Source organism: Actinomadura oligospora ATCC 43269 (assembly GCF_000518265.1).
Lineage (GTDB): Bacteria > Actinomycetota > Actinomycetes > Streptosporangiales > Streptosporangiaceae > Spirillospora > Spirillospora oligospora.
Genome location: NZ_KI912411.1, coordinates 366,298 through 382,206 on the forward strand (window position 1 = coordinate 366,298; position 15,909 = coordinate 382,206).

Annotated in this window: 15 protein-coding genes; 7 read left to right on the forward strand and 8 right to left on the reverse strand. The window is 73.2% G+C overall.

Annotated features, from left to right (window positions below; translation table 11 throughout):
* Nucleotides 1-26 precede the first annotated feature (26 nt).
* Complete coding sequence (locus tag P696_RS0138625; RefSeq protein ID WP_034489078.1) at nucleotides 27-1,478, reverse strand: MFS transporter; 1,452 nt, start codon at nucleotides 1,476-1,478, stop codon at nucleotides 27-29.
* Nucleotides 1,479-1,543: 65 nt separating this feature from the next.
* A complete protein-coding gene (wrbA, locus tag P696_RS50990; protein WP_084338859.1) occupies nucleotides 1,544-2,257 on the reverse strand; it encodes an NAD(P)H:quinone oxidoreductase in 714 nt (237 codons plus the stop codon).
* 94 nt (nucleotides 2,258-2,351) lie between these two features.
* On the opposite strand from wrbA, the gene P696_RS0138635 reads away from it, so the two are divergent.
* Complete coding sequence (locus tag P696_RS0138635; RefSeq protein ID WP_026416514.1) at nucleotides 2,352-2,795, forward strand: MarR family winged helix-turn-helix transcriptional regulator; 444 nt, start codon at nucleotides 2,352-2,354, stop codon at nucleotides 2,793-2,795.
* 64 nt (nucleotides 2,796-2,859) lie between these two features.
* Here the strand turns inward: P696_RS0138635 and P696_RS0138640 are convergent, their stop codons facing one another.
* Nucleotides 2,860-3,792 (reverse strand): LysR family transcriptional regulator, encoded by a 933-nt coding sequence (locus P696_RS0138640; RefSeq protein ID WP_026416515.1) that lies wholly within the window; start codon nucleotides 3,790-3,792, stop codon nucleotides 2,860-2,862.
* A 196-nt stretch (nucleotides 3,793-3,988) separates the two neighbouring features.
* Between P696_RS0138640 and P696_RS0138645 the strand changes: the two genes are divergently transcribed.
* Nucleotides 3,989-5,143, forward strand: coding sequence for a coiled-coil domain-containing protein (locus P696_RS0138645; protein ID WP_026416516.1), 1,155 nt, complete (start codon nucleotides 3,989-3,991; stop codon nucleotides 5,141-5,143).
* A gap of 78 nt (nucleotides 5,144-5,221) precedes the next feature.
* Here P696_RS0138645 and P696_RS0138650 read toward each other — a convergent pair whose 3' ends face one another.
* Complete coding sequence (locus tag P696_RS0138650) at nucleotides 5,222-5,938, reverse strand: MerR family transcriptional regulator (protein ID WP_026416517.1); 717 nt, start codon at nucleotides 5,936-5,938, stop codon at nucleotides 5,222-5,224.
* A gap of 62 nt (nucleotides 5,939-6,000) precedes the next feature.
* Here P696_RS0138650 and P696_RS0138655 point away from each other — a divergent pair, with 62 nt between their 5' ends.
* The 4 genes from P696_RS0138655 to P696_RS0138670 all read left to right on the forward strand — a co-directional run bounded on the left by P696_RS0138655 (nucleotide 6,001) and on the right by P696_RS0138670 (nucleotide 8,791).
* Nucleotides 6,001-6,474 (forward strand): DUF6194 family protein, encoded by a 474-nt coding sequence (locus P696_RS0138655; protein ID WP_026416518.1) that lies wholly within the window; start codon nucleotides 6,001-6,003, stop codon nucleotides 6,472-6,474.
* 92 nt (nucleotides 6,475-6,566) lie between these two features.
* Nucleotides 6,567-6,995 carry a hypothetical protein gene (locus P696_RS0138660; protein WP_211245971.1) on the forward strand — a complete coding sequence of 143 codons (429 nt, stop codon included), beginning with the start codon at nucleotides 6,567-6,569 and terminating at the stop codon, nucleotides 6,993-6,995.
* Nucleotides 6,996-7,043: 48 nt separating this feature from the next.
* A complete protein-coding gene (locus tag P696_RS0138665) occupies nucleotides 7,044-8,186 on the forward strand; it encodes a sensor histidine kinase (protein WP_034489080.1) in 1,143 nt (380 codons plus the stop codon).
* A complete protein-coding gene (locus tag P696_RS0138670; protein ID WP_026416521.1) occupies nucleotides 8,183-8,791 on the forward strand; it encodes a response regulator transcription factor in 609 nt (202 codons plus the stop codon). The genes P696_RS0138665 and P696_RS0138670 overlap by 4 nt, the downstream gene beginning before the upstream one ends.
* An 84-nt stretch (nucleotides 8,792-8,875) precedes the next feature.
* Here P696_RS0138670 and P696_RS0138675 read toward each other — a convergent pair whose 3' ends face one another.
* The 4 genes from P696_RS0138675 to P696_RS0138690 form a co-directional block, all read right to left on the reverse strand.
* Nucleotides 8,876-9,679: an ABC transporter permease gene (locus tag P696_RS0138675; protein ID WP_026416522.1), complete on the reverse strand. Its 804-nt coding sequence runs from the start codon at nucleotides 9,677-9,679 to the stop codon at nucleotides 8,876-8,878.
* Complete coding sequence (locus P696_RS0138680; protein WP_026416523.1) at nucleotides 9,676-10,650, reverse strand: daunorubicin resistance protein DrrA family ABC transporter ATP-binding protein; 975 nt, start codon at nucleotides 10,648-10,650, stop codon at nucleotides 9,676-9,678. The genes P696_RS0138675 and P696_RS0138680 overlap by 4 nt, the downstream gene beginning before the upstream one ends.
* A 60-nt stretch (nucleotides 10,651-10,710) precedes the next feature.
* The gene (locus tag P696_RS0138685; protein WP_026416524.1) at nucleotides 10,711-11,559 is read right to left on the reverse strand and encodes a DUF4097 family beta strand repeat-containing protein; all 849 of its coding nucleotides are present in this window, start codon (nucleotides 11,557-11,559) and stop codon (nucleotides 10,711-10,713) included.
* A gap of 207 nt (nucleotides 11,560-11,766) precedes the next feature.
* Nucleotides 11,767-12,885, reverse strand: coding sequence for a sodium:calcium antiporter (locus P696_RS0138690; protein WP_342669060.1), 1,119 nt, complete (start codon nucleotides 12,883-12,885; stop codon nucleotides 11,767-11,769).
* Nucleotides 12,886-13,358: 473 nt separating this feature from the next.
* On the opposite strand from P696_RS0138690, the gene P696_RS55355 reads away from it, so the two are divergent.
* Nucleotides 13,359-15,782, forward strand: a complete 2,424-nt coding sequence (locus P696_RS55355) for a cytochrome P450 (protein ID WP_245627971.1) — start codon at nucleotides 13,359-13,361, stop codon at nucleotides 15,780-15,782.
* Nucleotides 15,783-15,909 lie beyond the last annotated feature (127 nt).

The window sequence follows — 15,909 nt, forward strand, 5'->3', positions numbered from 1 at the left end:
AGCTCTCCACATCAGGCGTTCGTGATTCAGTGTCCGTCGTGTTCGGGTGCCTCGGCGCGGCGGCGCCCCGGCAGCAGCATCCCGACCACCGCGATGGCCACGCCGAGCCCGGCGGCGATGAGGAACACCCGGTCGTACCCGGCGGCGAGGACGGCCGGGGTGGCCTTCCCCTCGACACCGGCGCCCGCCACCGTCGCGAGCACCGCCAGGCCGATCGCGCCGCCGACCTGGTTGGACGTGGCGGCGAGCCCGCCGACGACTCCCGCGTCGCCGCCGGGGACACCGGCGGTCGTCGCGGCCATGAGGGTCGGGAAGGTCAGGCCGATGCCGACCGCGATGAGCAGCGTCGGCCCGAGGACGCCGACGGCGTATCCCGTGCCCGCGTGGGCCTGGGAGAGCCAGCCGAACCCGGCCAGGAAGGCGAGGCTGCCCGCCGCGAGCAGGGCGCGGACGCCGAGGCGCGGCAGCAGGGGCGCGGCCCAGCGCGCGGTCAGCATGAACACCGCCGCCGCGGGCGTCTGCCCGAGTCCGGACTTCAGGGCGCTGTAGCCGAGGACGTCCTGGAGGAAGAGCGAGGTGAAGTACCACATCGCGATGCCGATCCCGCCGAACAGCAGGAGCGCGCCGCCGCCCACGGCCACCCCGCGCAGGCGCAGCAACCGCAGCGGCATGATCGGCTGGCGCGCGAACCGCGCCTCGACCAGGGCGAACACGGCGAGGAGCAGCACGCCGCCCGCGATCGGCCCGGCGGCCTGCGCGGACGTCCAGGCGTGGTCGGCGGTCCGCATGACTCCGTAGATCAGCGCGGCGAGCCCGGCGGTCGCGGTGACCGCGCCGACGATGTCGAGGGACTGCGTCCGGTCGGTCCGGGTGGCGGTGAGCGCGGTCAGGGTCAGCGCGATCAGGACGGCGCCGATCGGCACGTTGATCAGGAAGACCCAGCGCCACGACAGGCCGGTGGTGAGGGCGCCGCCCGCGAGCGCGCCGGACAGGCCGCCAACCCCGCCCGCGGCGGACCACGCGCCGAACGCCCTGGCCCGCGCGCGCTCCCCGGTGAAGTAGGTGTTGATGACGACCAGCGTGGCCGGGGCCATCATGGCCGCGCCCACGCCCTGCGCGACGCGGGCCGCCACGAGGGTCTCGGCGGTGGTCGCCAGGCCCCCGGCCAGGCTCGCGCCGGAGAACAGGGTGAGCCCGGCGGCCAGCGTCCGGCGCGGGCCGAACAGGTCGGCGGCGCGTCCGCCCAGCAGCATGAATCCGGCGAAGGCGAGCAGGTAGCCGTTCACCACCCAGGCCAGCCCGGCGCCGGTGAAGCGCAGGTCCCGGTCGACCGAGGGCAGCGCGACGTTCACGATGGCCGAGTCGAGGATCACCATGAACTGGGCGGCGCACGCCAGCGCCAGGACCAGCCAGGCCGGCCTGGTGCGCGCCTTCGGGGGCGTGCGTTGAACGGTCGATGTGGACACATGGGACGCCATGGGACGCCTCCTGATCGTAAGGAGAGTTCTGGGGGCGGACGGGGGATGCGAGGTGACTCCGCAGGTCACGCGACCTGCGGAGCCTTGTCGGCCTCGCGCCCGGCCTCGGCCTCGGGCCCGGTCTTGGTCGCGAGGGCGGACGCGTCGTGGCTCGCGTCACCGCCGGTCAGGTCGGTGCCCGCCTTCAGCCGGAGGGCCGTCCGGGCCAGCCGCCCTCCCTGGTACCGGGCCGCGTCGAGCACCGCGGGCTGGAGGTCGTCCCCGGACGGTCCGGTCACCGCGGACGCGCCGTAGGGGTTGCCGCCCGCGGCGTACACGGCCGGGTCGGTGAATCCGGGCGGGACGATCAGCGCGCCCCAGTGGTAGAAGACGTTGGCCAGCGACAGGAGCGTGGCCTCGCTGCCGCCGTGCCGGTTGTAGGCGGAGGTGAAGGCCGTCACCGGCTTGTCGGCCAGTCCGCCCTCGTGCCACAGGCCGCCCGCCTGGTCGATGAACTGCTTGAGCTGGGCGGCGGGGGTGCCGAAGCGGGTCGGCGTCCCGAACGCCATGGCGTCCGCCCAGGCCAGGTCGTCCACCGTGGCCACCTCGACGCCGCTTGTGGCGTCGACGTGCCGCCGCCACAGCGGGTTCTGGTCGATGGCGCCGTCGGAGGCCAGTTCGGCGACCCGCCGCAGCCGCACCTCGGCCCCGGCGGCGCGGGCGCCCTCGGCCAGGGCCTCGGCGAGGGTGTGCACGGCTCCGGTCGCGCTGTAGTAGACGACGGCGATCTTGATGCTCATGGGGGCTCCTCGAGGTCACGTAGGATTAGTTAGGCGCATAACGTTAGGCGCATAATAATTAGCCGCGTAACTATGTTGTCAAGGAGAGGCGCTCATGGACTTCGACCAGGCCGACACCGTCAACCAGGCCATCCGGCGGCTGAGCCTGCGCCACCGGGCCAGGACCGCGGCCCTGCTCACCCCGCTCGGCCTGCACCCCGGCCAGGAGGTGCTCCTGCTCGAACTCGCCCGGACGGGCCCGATGATCCAGGCCAAGCTCAGCGACGCGCTCGGCGTCGAGCCGCCCAGCGTCACGCTCATGACCCGCAAGCTGGAGGCCGCCGGGCACGTCCGCCGCACCCCGTCCCCGGACGACAAGCGCGCCAGCGTCGTCGAGCTCACGGGCAGCGGCCGGGCGCTCGCCGACCGGCTCAGGGAACTCTGGTGCGCGCTCGCGGAGGAGACCGTGAGCGGCCTGCCCGCCGAGGCCGTGGCGGAACTCCCCGGCGTCCTCAACACGCTGGCCGGCAACGTCACCGCCAAGCGCGCCGCCACCTGAGGCGGACACCGGGACGGTGGGATCGGGCGGAGGCCCTCCCGCCCACCGTCTCGGGGGGGACCGGTTAGAGACCCGGGAAGAACAGGCGGTCGGGGGCGGGCATCCACACGTCGTCGGCGGCGAAGGCGCGCTGGTGTTCCCGCACGTGGGCGATGAGCCGCGGCAGCGCCGGGTGGCGGTTGGTCCTGTGCCACATGAGCGACCAGGGATAGACCGGCGTGGGATCGGTGACCGGCACGTGGACGATGTCCGGGTGGCCGGTGAGCTGGGTCTTGCTGGCGAACGTGATGAGCTCCGCCGAGTCGCCGATCCGCTCCATGATGTGGGCGGCGCCGAACACCGGCCCGGACGTGTCGATCCGGACGCCGAACTCCGCGCTGAGGAAGTCGTAGTACTCGGCCCACTCGCTGTCGCGCGCGTTCCCGGGCATCCAGGCCGTCAGGCCCGACAGCTCCTTCAGGGGGACGCGCCCGCGCCGCGCCAGCGGGTGGCGGCGGCCGACCAGGACGGGGATCGGTTCCAGGCAGGCCGGGACCCGCTCGATGCCGGGCGGGAGCGGGCCGGTGACGCGTCCGAACGCCGCGTCGATCGACCCGTCGGACAACGCCGTCCAGCGCGGGACGGTGCTGCGGGACACGACCATGTCGACGTCCACGTCACCCGCCTCGTAGAAGTCGCGGACGATGTCGACCGGCGCCGCGGCACGGGCCAGCACGTCGACGCGCAGGGCGCGGCGGCGGACGCGGAACATCGCGGTCGCCTGGTCGGCGAGCCCGATCAGCGCCCGGGCCTGCGGGAGGAACGCCGCGCCGTCCTCGGTCGGCCTGGCGCCGCCGCGGGAGCGGCTCAGCAACGAGACGCCCAGGTCCGCCTCCAGCCGGGCGATCCGCTTGGACACCGCCTGCTGGGTCATCGCCAGGTCGTCGGCGGCCCCGGTGAAATGCCCGACGTCGACGACGGCGAGAAAGGCCCGGACGGCACCGAGGTCGAGCTCCATCCACAACTCCCCGTTGTCACCAGTAGGCGTGTTCGCGTTGGACGCCCCGTAGAAGGCCCGGGTCCGATGGGCGCGATCGGACCTCTCGACAACCACGAGGAGTACCAAGTGTCCCAGCCGGAGCGACCCGCCGCCGTCACGACCGCCGCGACAACGCTTTCGTGGTCGGCGGAACGCCCGCTGTTAGGGTTCCGCCATGGCAGAGGCGCGGGGCGACGTGGTGGACCGGCTGGTCGAGCCGGTGGCAGAGGACGGAGAGGCCCCGCACGGGCGCTGCAAGGTGTGCCGACGAGAGTTGCCCGCGCCCGCCCGCCGTAGCGACGGCAAGGGGAAGGGCGGGCGGCGACGCCTGTACTGTCCCCCGCCCGCCACGTGCAAGGAACAGGCCGCCGCCGAGCGGGACACCCGCCTGGCCTCGGCCATCGCCGACCCGCTGGCCTTGGTCGTCGCGGTCGCCGAGGAGTCGGCCCCGGTGATGACCGAGCTGGCCGCCAGCCTGAGCGGTGTTCTGGAAGCGTTGGGCGGCATCGAGCGGAATGCCCGGCAGGAGGTCCTCGCCGCGCGCGAGGAGGTCGCCGAGGCCGGGCAGCGGGTCGCCGCCGCCGAGGACCAGGTCGCGGACGCCGAGGAGCGCGCCGTCCAGTCGGTGGCCCAGGCCACGCGTGCCGAGGAGGCGCGACGAGCCGCCGAGGACGAGGCCCGAGCCGTCCGGGAGCAGGCCGTCCAAACGCAGCGGCAAGCGGCCGAGACTGTCGCGGCGCACCAGCAGGCGCGGGACGCGGCCGAACGCGCGGCGCAGCTGGCCAAGCAGGCCGAGGCGTCCCTCGCCGAACGGCTCGACCAGGCCACGGCGCACCTGACCGAGGAGCGCACGGCCCGCCACGTCCTCCAGGAAGAACTCACTGCCTGCCGGGCTGAGCTGGCGGAGGCGCGGGCCGAGACCCGCGCCGCCACCGACAACGCGGAGAGAACCGACCGCGAGGCCGTCCAACGAATCGCTGCGACCGAGCAACAGTCCAGTCAGCTGGTCGCGGCGGCCGAACGCGCGACCGCCGCCGAGTCCGCCCGCGCCGACCGTGCCGAGCAGGCCGCCGGCCGTGCGGAACAGGCCGCCGACCAACTGCGCGGCCAGCTCACCAGCCAGCAGCAGGCTGCCGACGAGGTCCGGCAGGAGCTGCTCCAATTGCAGGCCCGGATGCAGGCCCTCACCGCCGAACGCGACACCGCCCGCGCGGACGCCGACCGCCTCCGTGAACGCGCCGTCACCGCCGAAGTCCGCGCCCAGACCCTCCAAGAACAACTGACCGCCCGCCAGAACACGCCCCCACCTCAGCCGGAAGCGGCCCCGTAATACTCGACGCTGTCGAAATAACCGGCTTCCAGGCGCGGCTCCCGCATCGTCGTGCCCTCAGGAAACCCACCCCGGCTCCTAGTCGCCCTGGACGATCGCCAGGACGGAACTGAGGGCGGCGGCTGCGTCGAGAAGGGCTCTTGAGCGGGAGGTGACGTCGGCGTCGCGGGCCTGCAGGGCGGCCTCGACGTCCTGCAGGCGGCGACCGCCGCGTAGGGCGGGCATGAGGTCGCGGAGCGGGTCGATGCGGTATCCGGCCGCGCGGAGTTGGTGGACGATCCGCGCGTCCCTGACCTGGGACGGGCTGTACCGGCGGGCCCCGGCGACACGGTCCGGGACGACGAGGCCCTCGGCGTCCCAGTGCCGGAGCGTCGAGGGCCGGACGCCCAGGGCGGCGGCGAGTTCGGAGACGGTCATCGCGTCCGAGGCCCGGACGTCGGCGATCGGCTCGCCGGAGATCGCCCGGACGGCGTCCCGGGCCTCGCGCAGGGAAGCGCGTTCGGCGTCGAGGCGGGCGTGCGCCGCGTCCAGCAGCGCGAGCATGCGGGAAGGCGAGGCGTCGTGGACGGCCCGGACGATCACCTTCGCGTCGACCGGCCCCACCGCGGCGGCGAGCGCGCGATACGCCAGCGCCGACCGCACGTGGACCTCTCCGTAGCGGCGGTAGCCGGAGGCGGTACGCGTCGCGGGCGGCAGGACGCCGTCCCGCTCCAGGTTCCTGATCTGCTGCACCGAGTAGCCCGCGCGTTCCGCGACGGCGCTCGTCCGAAGTTCCCCTGAGTTGAGACCTGGCAAGCCCTGAGCCCCCGGTTTCCGCGTCAAGCCTCCACAAGCACTTCAATGTAACGCTTGAAGGCATGACCATGGATGAGATCATCGCCTTCGTGGACGGCCTCGACGGCGTCCTGACGCTGCGGCCGGGGCCCGGGGACGGCACCCCGGAGCTCGCGTGGGGCGACGCGTTCTTCTACTACTCCCCCGACGGCACCGTCCCGACGACGGTCCAGCCCTTCGCGACGATCGTGACGAAGGACTACCCGGGGGACGAGACGTCCCGCCTGAACCGCCCGGACGCCTTCCGCGTGAACATCGCCGCGGGCCGGGACGAGTTCGTCCGCCGAACCGGGCACGCGCCGCGCGAGCCCGTCGCGGGCGACGCCGATCCCGGGACGCCCGACACCCTGATCGCGCATCCCGTTTACGGCTCTCTCGGATGGCTGGCCGTGGTGAATCCGGGCCCGAACACCGACGCGGCGGTCCACGACCTGCTGCGGCTCGCACACGACCTCGCCCGAAAGCGTCACCAGCGCCGCGACGACCGAACGCGGTAGCCCACTCCAGCGATGGCCCATGACAAATGTCATGGGTGGGTGAGGAACGAACTCACTGGGCCGGCCAGGTGCTCCGGAAGCACCATGAAGCCATGACGAACAAGGCAACGGGAACCCCGAACGAAATGGCCGGCAATCCGAACCACGTGACGGCATTCCGCCGCATCAAGGCCCTGGTCGGCGTCTACGCCGGCATCAGCGTCCTCACTTTCGCCGGGCTGGTCGCCTACCGGAACTCCTCCTCGGTGACGCAGCCGGTCTGGGTCCGCCTCAGCATCGTCGCGGTCAGCTCGCTGATCCTGTTCGCGCTGACGCTGCGGGCCTCGCGCGGCTCGCGGGGCGCGTTCCGGCGGCTGCGGATCCTGTCGGCGGTCATGCTGGTCGCGATCGTCGTGATCGTCTCCCTGCCGGGCATGTTCCCGGCCTGGATGCGGATCGAGCAGGCCGTCTGCGGGCTGCTCCTGCTGGGCGTGGTCGTGATCTCCAGCGGCCGGGGCCTGCGGGCCGCCTTCAGCCGATGACCGGCGGGAACAGCGGGGTACGACGGTGGTGGTGTTAGCGTGCGGGCCATGGGAGAGGCCGTGAACGCGCAGGCGGAGGGCGGGTCGCCGGGCGGCGACCCGCTTCGCTGGGCCATCGGCTGGCGGCGGGCGACGCTCGCCGCCGGAATGTTCGTTTATCCGTTCGTCTGCATGGTCGGGGTGACGCAGTTCTCCGAAGGCGCCGCGGCGTTCACCGGATACACCCTCGCACTCGCTTTCTGCGGCCTTTACGCGATGGCCGCCGTGGCTTTCGCCCGGCGTTTCCGCCGCCGTTTGTGGTTCCTGTTGGCGGGGATGTTCGTGGTGTTCGCCGCCGAGCTTCCGTTCGCCCGCACCCTGGCCTTCTACCTCCTCGCCGTCATCGTGTCGTTCGTGGCGCTGACGGCGCCCCGCCGCTTCCCGCTCGTCCTGGGCGCGGCGGTCGCGATGACGCTGCTGGTGCCGTGGGCGGTGCGCCCCTGGCACACCGGTCCGGGCTGGCTCGAGGCGGTGATGCTGGTGTTCACCGCGCTGGTCGTTCGCGGGTACGCCGAACTCGCGGGCGCGAACCTGGCGCTGCTGGAGGCACGCGCCGAGGTCGCCCGGCTGGCGTCGGAGGCCGAGCGGAACCGCATCGCCCGCGACCTGCACGACCTGCTCGGGCACTCGCTCACCGCGATCACGGTGAAGAGCAACCTGGCGCGGCGGCTGGCCGAGGGCGGCGCGGAACGCGCCGTCGCGGAGATCACCGAGGTGGAGCGGCTGTCCCGGCACGCGCTCGGCGAGGTCCGCGCCGCGGTGTCGGGCTACCGCGAGGTGACGCTGCCCGGTGAGCTGGCGCGCGCCCGGGAGCTGCTGCGCGCGGCGGGCGTCACCGCCGACCTGCCGTCCGCCGTGGACGTCGTGGACCCCGCGCACCGGGAGCTGTTCGGCTGGGTCGTCCGGGAGGGGATCACCAACGTGGTGCGGCACGCGCGCGCGACCCGCTGTACGGTCACCCTGTCGGCGGCGGAGGTGGAGATCGTGGACGACGGTGTGGGCGGCGCGGCGGCTCCCGGCAACGGCCTGACCGGGCTGCGTGAGCGGGTCGCGGCGGCGGGCGGTGAGGTGGAGCAGGGGCCGGTGGGCCCGCGGGGCTGGCGGCTGCGCGTCACGATCGGCACGCCTCCCTCCCCGGGCACGTCGTCATGACGATCCGGTTGCTGCTCGCCGACGACCAGGAGCTGATCCGCACGGCGCTCGCGGCGCTGCTGGATCTGGAGGACGACTTCGAGGTCGTCGCGCAGGTCGGGCGCGGGGACGAGGTCGTCGCGGCGGCCGAGCGGGCCCGTCCGGACGTGGCGCTCCTGGACGTCGAGATGCCCGGCCTGGACGGCCTGGCCGCGGCGGCGGTGCTGGCCGGACGCGTCCCGGACTGCCGGGTCGTCATCCTCACCACGTTCGGGCGGGCCGGATACCTGCGCCGGGCGATGGAGGCGGGCGCGGTCGGGTTCGTGGTGAAGGACGCCCCGGCCGAGGCGCTCGCGGACGCGATCCGCCGGGTGGTGCGGGGCGAGCGCGTGGTCGACCCGGCGCTGGCCGCCGCGACGCTGGCGGCGGGCGCGTCCCCGCTGACCGCGCGGGAGCGGGACGTGCTGAACGCGTCGCGTTCGGGCGCGAGCGTCGCCGGGATCGCGGGCAGGCTGTTCCTGTCGGAGGGGACGGTCCGCAACTACCTGTCGGCGGCGATCGCGAAGACCGGCACCCAGAACCGGATGGAGGCGCTGCGCGTCGCCGACGACCGCGGCTGGCTCTGACCGTCCCCGGGGACGGCCGTTCCCTCACGCGCCGAAGGCGCCCTCCCCGGGCGGGGCAGGGCGCCAGGTGCGCCGGTCGGCGCGTCAGGCGCTGACCGTCTTCTTGTAGAGGCGCGTCGCCAGCGGGACGAACACGACCAGGAGGACGACGATCCAGAGCAGCGAGGCCGGGATGGCGTGCTGCATGGGCCAGGCGTCGGAGGTCCTCAGCGCGGAGCTGGTGTTGCCGAACAGCTCGCGGGCGGCCTGGGTGAAGGTGGAGATCGGGTTCCACTCGGCGATGACGCGCAGCGGCGTCGGCAGCTTGGAGCTGTCGAGGTAGGCGTTGGAGATGAACATCAGCGGGAACGAGACCATGGTGGCGACGTTGTTGAAGCTCTCGGGGGTGCGCAGGGCGAGCGCGACGGTCGCGGTGACCCAGGAGAAGGCGTAGGCGAACAGCAGCAGCAACCCGAACCCGAGAACGGCCTCGCCGGGCGAGGAGTGGACGCGCCACCCGACGACCAGGCCCATCGCCGCCATCACGACCAGGCTGGACAGGTTCATCAGCAGGTCGCTGACGGTCTGCCCGATCAGCACCGCCGACGGCGCCATCGGCAGGGAGCGGAACCGGTCGTAGATGCCCTTCTGCAGGTCCAGCGTCAGCGTGTACCCGGTGGTCTGCGCCCCGATGATCACGGCCTGGACGAAGATGCCGGGGATCAGGAACTCCTTGTACGACATCCCCGGGATGTCGATGACGCTGCCGAAGACGTAGGCGAACATCAGCACGAACACGATCGGGAACATGATCGCGGCGCCGAGCAGGTCCGGGGACCGGCGGATCTTCAGGGTGTTGCGCCTGGCGATCGTCCAGCCGTCGACGATCGGCATGGTGAGCGAGGTCATCGGGCGGCCTCCTCGGCCTTCGTGTCGGCGCCGGACGCCTGGCGTCCGGTGAGGGTGAGGTAGACGTCGTCGAGGGTGGGACGGCGCAGGCCGGCGTCCCGCACCCGCACTCCGGTGTCGGCGAGCCTGCCGAGGATCTGGCGGAGCGCCTCGGCCCCGTCGGTGACCGGCACCGTGAGCCGGAGCGATTCGGGGTCGGTCTGCATCGCTCCGACGGCGAACCAGGCCAGCGCCTCCCGCGCGGTGTCGAGTTCGCCGGGTTCGGTGACCGACACCTCGACGCGGTTGCCTCCGACCTGGTCCTTCAGCGCGTCGGTGGTGCCGCGGGCGATGGCGCGGCCGTGGTCGACGACCAGGACGTCGTCGGCCAGGCGTTCGGCCTCGTCCATGTACTGGGTGGTGAGCAGCAGCGTCGTGCCGCCCGCGACGAGTTCGGCGATGGTGTTCCAGAGCGCGTTGCGGGCGCGGGGGTCCAGGCCCGTGGTGGGCTCGTCCATGAACAGCACCGGCGGGTCGGCGACCAGCGCCCCGGCGAGGTCGATGCGCCGCCGCATGCCGCCGGAGTAGCCCTTCACCGGACGGTCTCCCGCCTCGACCAGGTCGAAGCGTTCGAGCAGTTCGCGGGCGCGCGCCTTGCTGCGTTTGGCGCCCAGGTGGTACAGGCGTCCGACCATCTCCAGGTTCTCGGCGCCCGTGAGGTGCTCGTCCACGGCCGCGTACTGGCCGGACAGTCCGATGTGCGCGCGCAGACGCATGGCGTCGTCGACGACGTCGTAGCCCGCGACGACCGCGCGGCCCTCGTCGGGGCGCAGCAGCGTGGTCAGCACCCGCACCGTCGTGGTCTTTCCCGCGCCGTTCGGTCCGAGGACGGCCAGCACCGTCCCTTGCGGGACCGAGAAGCTCAGGCCGTCCAGGGCCTTCACTTCGCCGTACCGTTTGACCAGGCCTTCTGCTGTGATCGCGTCGCTCATGGGGAGTCTCCTCGCCGGATGTCTCGGGGGGTTCGGGCCGGTGCCTCAGGGGCGGCCGGGTCAGGCGCGGCGGATGTCGATGTCGCCGTAGCCGGTCTGCACGTGCACCTCGACGACGGTGGTCTCGGTCGTCTCGGGGCCTTCGGCGGGGGTGAGCGCGTTGCGGACGACGCCGTGCTTGGAGTGGACGTCCAGCCAGGCGGCGGAGCCCTCGGTGATGCCGACGCCGACCTTGCCGTAGCCGGATTCGAGGTTGACGGTGCCGCGCGACACCTCGTCCACCCGGATCCGTCCGTAGGCGGTCCTGGCGGCGACCCCGGCGTGCGCCCGACCGACGGTGACGTCGCCGGTGCCGGTCCGCAGCTGGACGTCGTCCGCCGCCTCGCCGACGCCGATGTGGCCGTTGGACGACTTCAGCGTGAGGGGGCCGTCGGCGAAGCCGACCTTGATCGCCCCGTTGGAGGTGGTCAGCTCGGAGGGGCCGCCGACCCGGTCCACGAAGATCTCGCCGTTGGAGGTCCTGGCGTCCAGCGGGCCGGTCCACTCCAGGCGCAGGTCGCCGTTGGAGCTGTCCACGACGGTCTCGCCCAGCGGGCCGGTGGAGATGACGTTCGCCGAGCCCCTGGCCTGGACGCGGGAGCCCATCGGGAGGTCGACGGTCACGTCGGTGAAGCCGCGCCAGCTGCGCAGCTGCGCCAGGCCCTTGGGCCTGGGGCCCTTGACCAGCAGCCGTCCGCCGGAGAACTCGACGATCGTCCGCTCGGCGGCGTCGACGCTCGCCTCCTCCGACGGCTCGGTGGGTCGCACGTCCACGACGGTGTCGGCGCGGTCGCTCGCGTTGACCGTGATCTGGCCCGCGTAGATCTCGATCTCGACGGAGATCGGTTCGGGAGTCTCGAAAACGTCCATGCCTCAACTATGACGCCACAATGACGTCACGTCAAGCACGATTGGCGTCATCTCGCTCAGCATCGGCGTCATGTGGCGTCATGCGCTGACGCAGCCGCCCTCACCTGAACGCCTCCGCCGCGACGAAACAGTCGCGGCGAAGGCGTTCAGGTGAGGAAGGACGCGCCGTCAGCGGACGTCACGTCGACGTCAGCGGCATCATCGGGATCAGAGGATGACGACCAGCCCGGCGGCGAACACCAGGTAGAAGGCACCGGTCCAGGCGAGGCGGACGGGGGTCAGCTTGTGGGCGCGCAGGGTCGCGAGCAGGTAGGCGATCGCGACCATGGTCATCGCGCCCGACCAGATCAGGGCGTGGTCGAACTTCCAGGGGGTGAACAGCAGGCCGAGCCCGGACGGGACGGTCGCCTGGATCATCATCGCGCCGGAGATGTTGGCCAGGGCGAGGCTGGTCTTGCCCTGCCGGACCCAGATCACCGCGTTCATGATCTCGGGAAGCTCGGTGGCGACCGGGGACAGCAGCAGCGCGGTGACGGCGGCGGGCAGCCCGATCATCGGGCCGATCGCGTCGAGCTGGTGGACGAACAGCTGGGACGCGAAGAAGATCACGGTGAGGGTCGCGAGGGTCTGGACGGCGACCGCCCAGCCCGCCGGGACCTCCCGGCGCGGCTGCAGCTTCAGCGGCTCGAGGTCGATCTCCGCCCCGGCGCCGCCGTCCTCGTCGCCGCCGCTCATCTCGCGCCAGAAGTAGACCGCGTAGACGGCGAAGAACACCACGCCGAGCCAGGGCTTGAAGGCGAAGGCGACCAGGCCGAGGCCCACCTTGAACACGAACACCGCGAGGAACCAGCGCTGGTCCTTGGCCAGCCGTGCGGCCTCGGCGGGGTCGGTGAGGACCTCCGAGGCGGCGGCCCCGGGGCCTCTCGCCTCGCCCCGGCCGTCCGCGCCGGTGGCGGACCCACCCGGGACCGCCGCGGCGAGCCGTGCGCGGTCACGGGAGCGGCGCGTCCACAGCAGCGCGACGCCGGTGACGGCGTAGGCGACGGTGGCGAGGGCCAGGGGCCCGCCCATGGCCGCGCCGACGCCGATGTCCTTACCGGCCTCGCCGTCCCCGGTGGTGACGGCGACGAGGGTCACCACCGACTCGGGGAGCGCGGTGCCGAAGGCGGCCAGGACGGTGCCGACCGCCATCTTGCCGACGTTCAGCCGGTGGCCCAGCCACTCGACGGCGTTGACGAACCACTCACACGACAGATAGATCGCCACGGCACAGGCGATCAGAAGGACGAAATGCCACACGTCCGGTACCCGCTCCTCCCGCGTCACCGGGACCGAGGCCGGGGGGCCGCTCGGGGGCGTCCACGGAGACCTCGATCCCGGCCGACGACGCGTCTGGTCATCGACAAAAAGGGATCGAAGGTCTCGCCCGTCCGCCTGAGGCGGACCCGGTCACCGGGAGCCAGTGGCTCCAGTGTGTCGACGACCGGTTCGCAGGGCTACTCCCCTTCGCGCCAGCGACTCTACCCCATCGGCGGGCGGAGACCGCCGAGTCGCTGCCTGGAGGCCCTCCGTACACCACCGGGTCGGCGCCAGACCGTCCCAAAGAGGGGCGCACCGTCGCCCGCGTCCGCGACGCCGGTCCGAAGACCTCTCAAAGGCCGTCAGGGGCGGTCCGGAGGGCGGGCGGCGGGGTTGGTGACGGAGCCGGAATCGGGACGGCAAATCCCAGTCAAACCGCATGTCCCGAGGGTTGCGGATCGGCAGGATCGGACCACGATGCGTGCGGGCCCGGTGTGCCGATGCCACCGGGACTCCGCGCCGCAGCACGGCCCGGCAGGGCGCACCGCGACGCGCGGGCCCGCCGGAGCCGGGGCCGCGGCGCGGGGCACGACCTCAACGGCGAGTGGACGGGGGCGCGGATGACGGTGGAGACGGCGACGGACACCGTGGCGGGCAAGGCGGCGGGCACGGTCACCGGGTTCCGGATCCCGGAGATCTCCCTGCCCTTTCCCGGCCCGGTGCGACGCGGCGACGCGGACCGGTTGCGGGCCGGGGTGTGCGGGTGGGCGGAGGAGCGGGGCCTGGTCGGTCCGCGCGGGCGGACGCGGCTGGAGTCGTCCCGGCTGCTGGACCTCGGGATCGCGCTGACGGGGCGGGCCGAGCCCGAGCGGGCCGAGGTGCTGCTGGCCTGGTTCCTGTGGGTGCTCCTGCTGGACGACCGGGTCGACGACGGCCCGTGGGCGGGCGACGGCGTGCTGGCGGACTTCTCCGAGTCGGCGTTGTCGGTGCTGACCGGCGACGCGGGGCGCGGCGGGGCGGCCGACCCGATGCTGGTGGCACTGGCCGAGGACCTGTGGCCGAGGACGTCGGTGCTCGCGGGCCCGGCATGGCAGGGCAGGTTCGCCGGGCACCTGTCGCGGCACCTGACGGCGCAGTGCGCGATGGTGGAGCGCCGCACGACGGGGCGGTCGATGCGGCTGCCGGGGTATGTCGTGCTGCGCCGGGACCTGTTCGGCGCGGACGTGTTCTTCGACCTGTTCGAGGCGGTGGACGGGATCGCGCCGCCGGACGACAGGGTGACGGCGGGGCTGCGGGCCGCCGCGGCCGACGTCATCTCCTGGACGAACGACCTGTTCTCGGTGGAGAAGGACCTGGCGTTCGGGGAACGCGCCAACCTGGTGTTGCTGCTGCTGAGCGAGAAGAACGCTGGAACGCTCCAGGAGGCGGTGGACCAGGCCCGTACGCTGATCGCGGACCGGGCCGCCGACTTCCAGATCCTCCGGCGCGGGCTGCCTCGCGGCGCGCGCGACTCGGGACGCCTGGCCGACCGGCTGCGCCGCGCGATGCGGGCGTCGCTGGACTGGCACCGGTCGGTGCCACGATACCGGCCGCGCACCGCCGCGTCCGTCGCCGCCGCGTCCGCCGCGGCGTCGGGTCCGGGCGGCTCGGCGGGAACGCGGGCGGGGTCGGCGCGCGGGGGCGAGTCGTGCGGCTCGGAGATGGTCGATCCGTCGAGGACGCCGCCCAGCCTGCTGTGGCCGGAGTTCGAGCGCGACCCGTACCCGCTGTACCGGCGGCTGCGGGAGGAGTTCCCGGTCGTCCGGGACGAGCCGCTCGACGCGTGGCTGGTCAGCCGGTACGCCGATGTGCGGATCGGGCTGTCCGATCCCCGGTTCACCTCGCGGAACTACGCCTGGCAGCTCGCGCCGATGTTCGGCCGGACGGTGCTGCAGATGGAGGGCCGCGAGCACGCGGCGCACCGGTCGTTCCTGACCCCGGCGTTCCGGGGGCGGGCGCTGACGTGGCTGCGCGCGGCGGTCGAGCGCACGACCAACGACCTGGTGAGCGACCTGGTCGCCCGCGCGCGCCGCGGTGAGCGCGCCGTGGACCTGGTGGACGGGTTCTGCCATCGCCTGCCGATCACCGTGGTGGTGACGGCGCTCGGGCTGCCGGTCGCCGACGCGCCGCTGTTCCAGGACTGGTACCAGGCGGGCTTCTCCTACCTGAGCAACTACCGGCAGGACCCGGCGACGTTGGAGCGCGGCATGTCGGCCCGCGACGAGCTGTACGCCTACCTCGCCCCGTACGTGGCGCGGCGCAGGATCGCGCCCGGCCGGGACCTGCTGTCGGTGCTGTGCACGGCGGAGGTGGAGGGCGATCCGCTGCCGGACGACATGGTGCTCGGCTTCTGCGGGATGCTGCTGGGCGCGGGCGGCGAGAGCACCGACAAGGGGATGCGGTCGCTGCTGGCGAACCTGCTGGACCGTCCCGAGCACCTGGCCGCGATGCGGGCCGACCCGGACGGGCTGGCGTCGGCGTGGGTGGAGACGCTGCGCCGGGACCCGCCGGTGCAGGTGGTGCTGCGGCAGACCGAGGAGGCGGTGGACCTGCCGTCCGGGCGGGTGCCCGGCGGCGCGACGGTGGCGTGCCTGGTGGGCGCGGCGGGCCGTGACCCCGAGCGGTTCCCCGACCCGGACCGCTTCGTTCCGTCCCGGCTGGCGCACGACCCGGACCGGCAGTTCACCGCGGCGGCCGGGCACCTGGCGTTCGGCGCGGGACGGCACTTCTGTCTCGGCTCGCAGCTGGCGCGCGCCGAGGCGGAGGTCGGGATCCGGGCGCTGCTGGAGGCGTTCCCGCGCATGCGCTGGGCCGACGGTTTCCGTCCCCGGTACGGCGGCCTCCTCACCCGCGCGCCCGAGAAGCTGATGGTCGAACTCCGCTGATCCGTTCCGTCCGGGCGTGCGCACGTGTGCGAGCCCGGACGCGCCCGCGCCCTGACCGCACGCTCAGATGCGTTGCTCGGTTTGGGGTGCGGGATCTGGAGTCACGGGATGTAAGTGCGGGTGGGGG

Coding starts and splice junctions, on each gene's coding strand:
- wrbA (WP_084338859.1), bottom strand. CDS start 2,257: ATGAGCATCAAGATCGCCGTCGTCTACTACAGCGCGACCGGAGCCGTG.
- P696_RS0138625 (WP_034489078.1), bottom strand. CDS start 1,478: ATGGCGTCCCATGTGTCCACATCGACCGTTCAACGCACGCCCCCGAAG.
- P696_RS0138665 (WP_034489080.1), top strand. CDS start 7,044: ATGGGAGAGGCCGTGAACGCGCAGGCGGAGGGCGGGTCGCCGGGCGGC.
- P696_RS0138645 (WP_026416516.1), top strand. CDS start 3,989: ATGGCAGAGGCGCGGGGCGACGTGGTGGACCGGCTGGTCGAGCCGGTG.
- P696_RS0138655 (WP_026416518.1), top strand. CDS start 6,001: ATGACCATGGATGAGATCATCGCCTTCGTGGACGGCCTCGACGGCGTC.
- P696_RS55355 (WP_245627971.1), top strand. CDS start 13,359: ATGCCACCGGGACTCCGCGCCGCAGCACGGCCCGGCAGGGCGCACCGC.
- P696_RS0138660 (WP_211245971.1), top strand. CDS start 6,567: ATGACGAACAAGGCAACGGGAACCCCGAACGAAATGGCCGGCAATCCG.
- P696_RS0138685 (WP_026416524.1), bottom strand. CDS start 11,559: ATGGACGTTTTCGAGACTCCCGAACCGATCTCCGTCGAGATCGAGATC.
- P696_RS0138675 (WP_026416522.1), bottom strand. CDS start 9,679: ATGACCTCGCTCACCATGCCGATCGTCGACGGCTGGACGATCGCCAGG.
- P696_RS0138635 (WP_026416514.1), top strand. CDS start 2,352: ATGGACTTCGACCAGGCCGACACCGTCAACCAGGCCATCCGGCGGCTG.
- P696_RS0138670 (WP_026416521.1), top strand. CDS start 8,183: ATGACGATCCGGTTGCTGCTCGCCGACGACCAGGAGCTGATCCGCACG.
- P696_RS0138680 (WP_026416523.1), bottom strand. CDS start 10,650: ATGAGCGACGCGATCACAGCAGAAGGCCTGGTCAAACGGTACGGCGAA.
- P696_RS0138640 (WP_026416515.1), bottom strand. CDS start 3,792: ATGGAGCTCGACCTCGGTGCCGTCCGGGCCTTTCTCGCCGTCGTCGAC.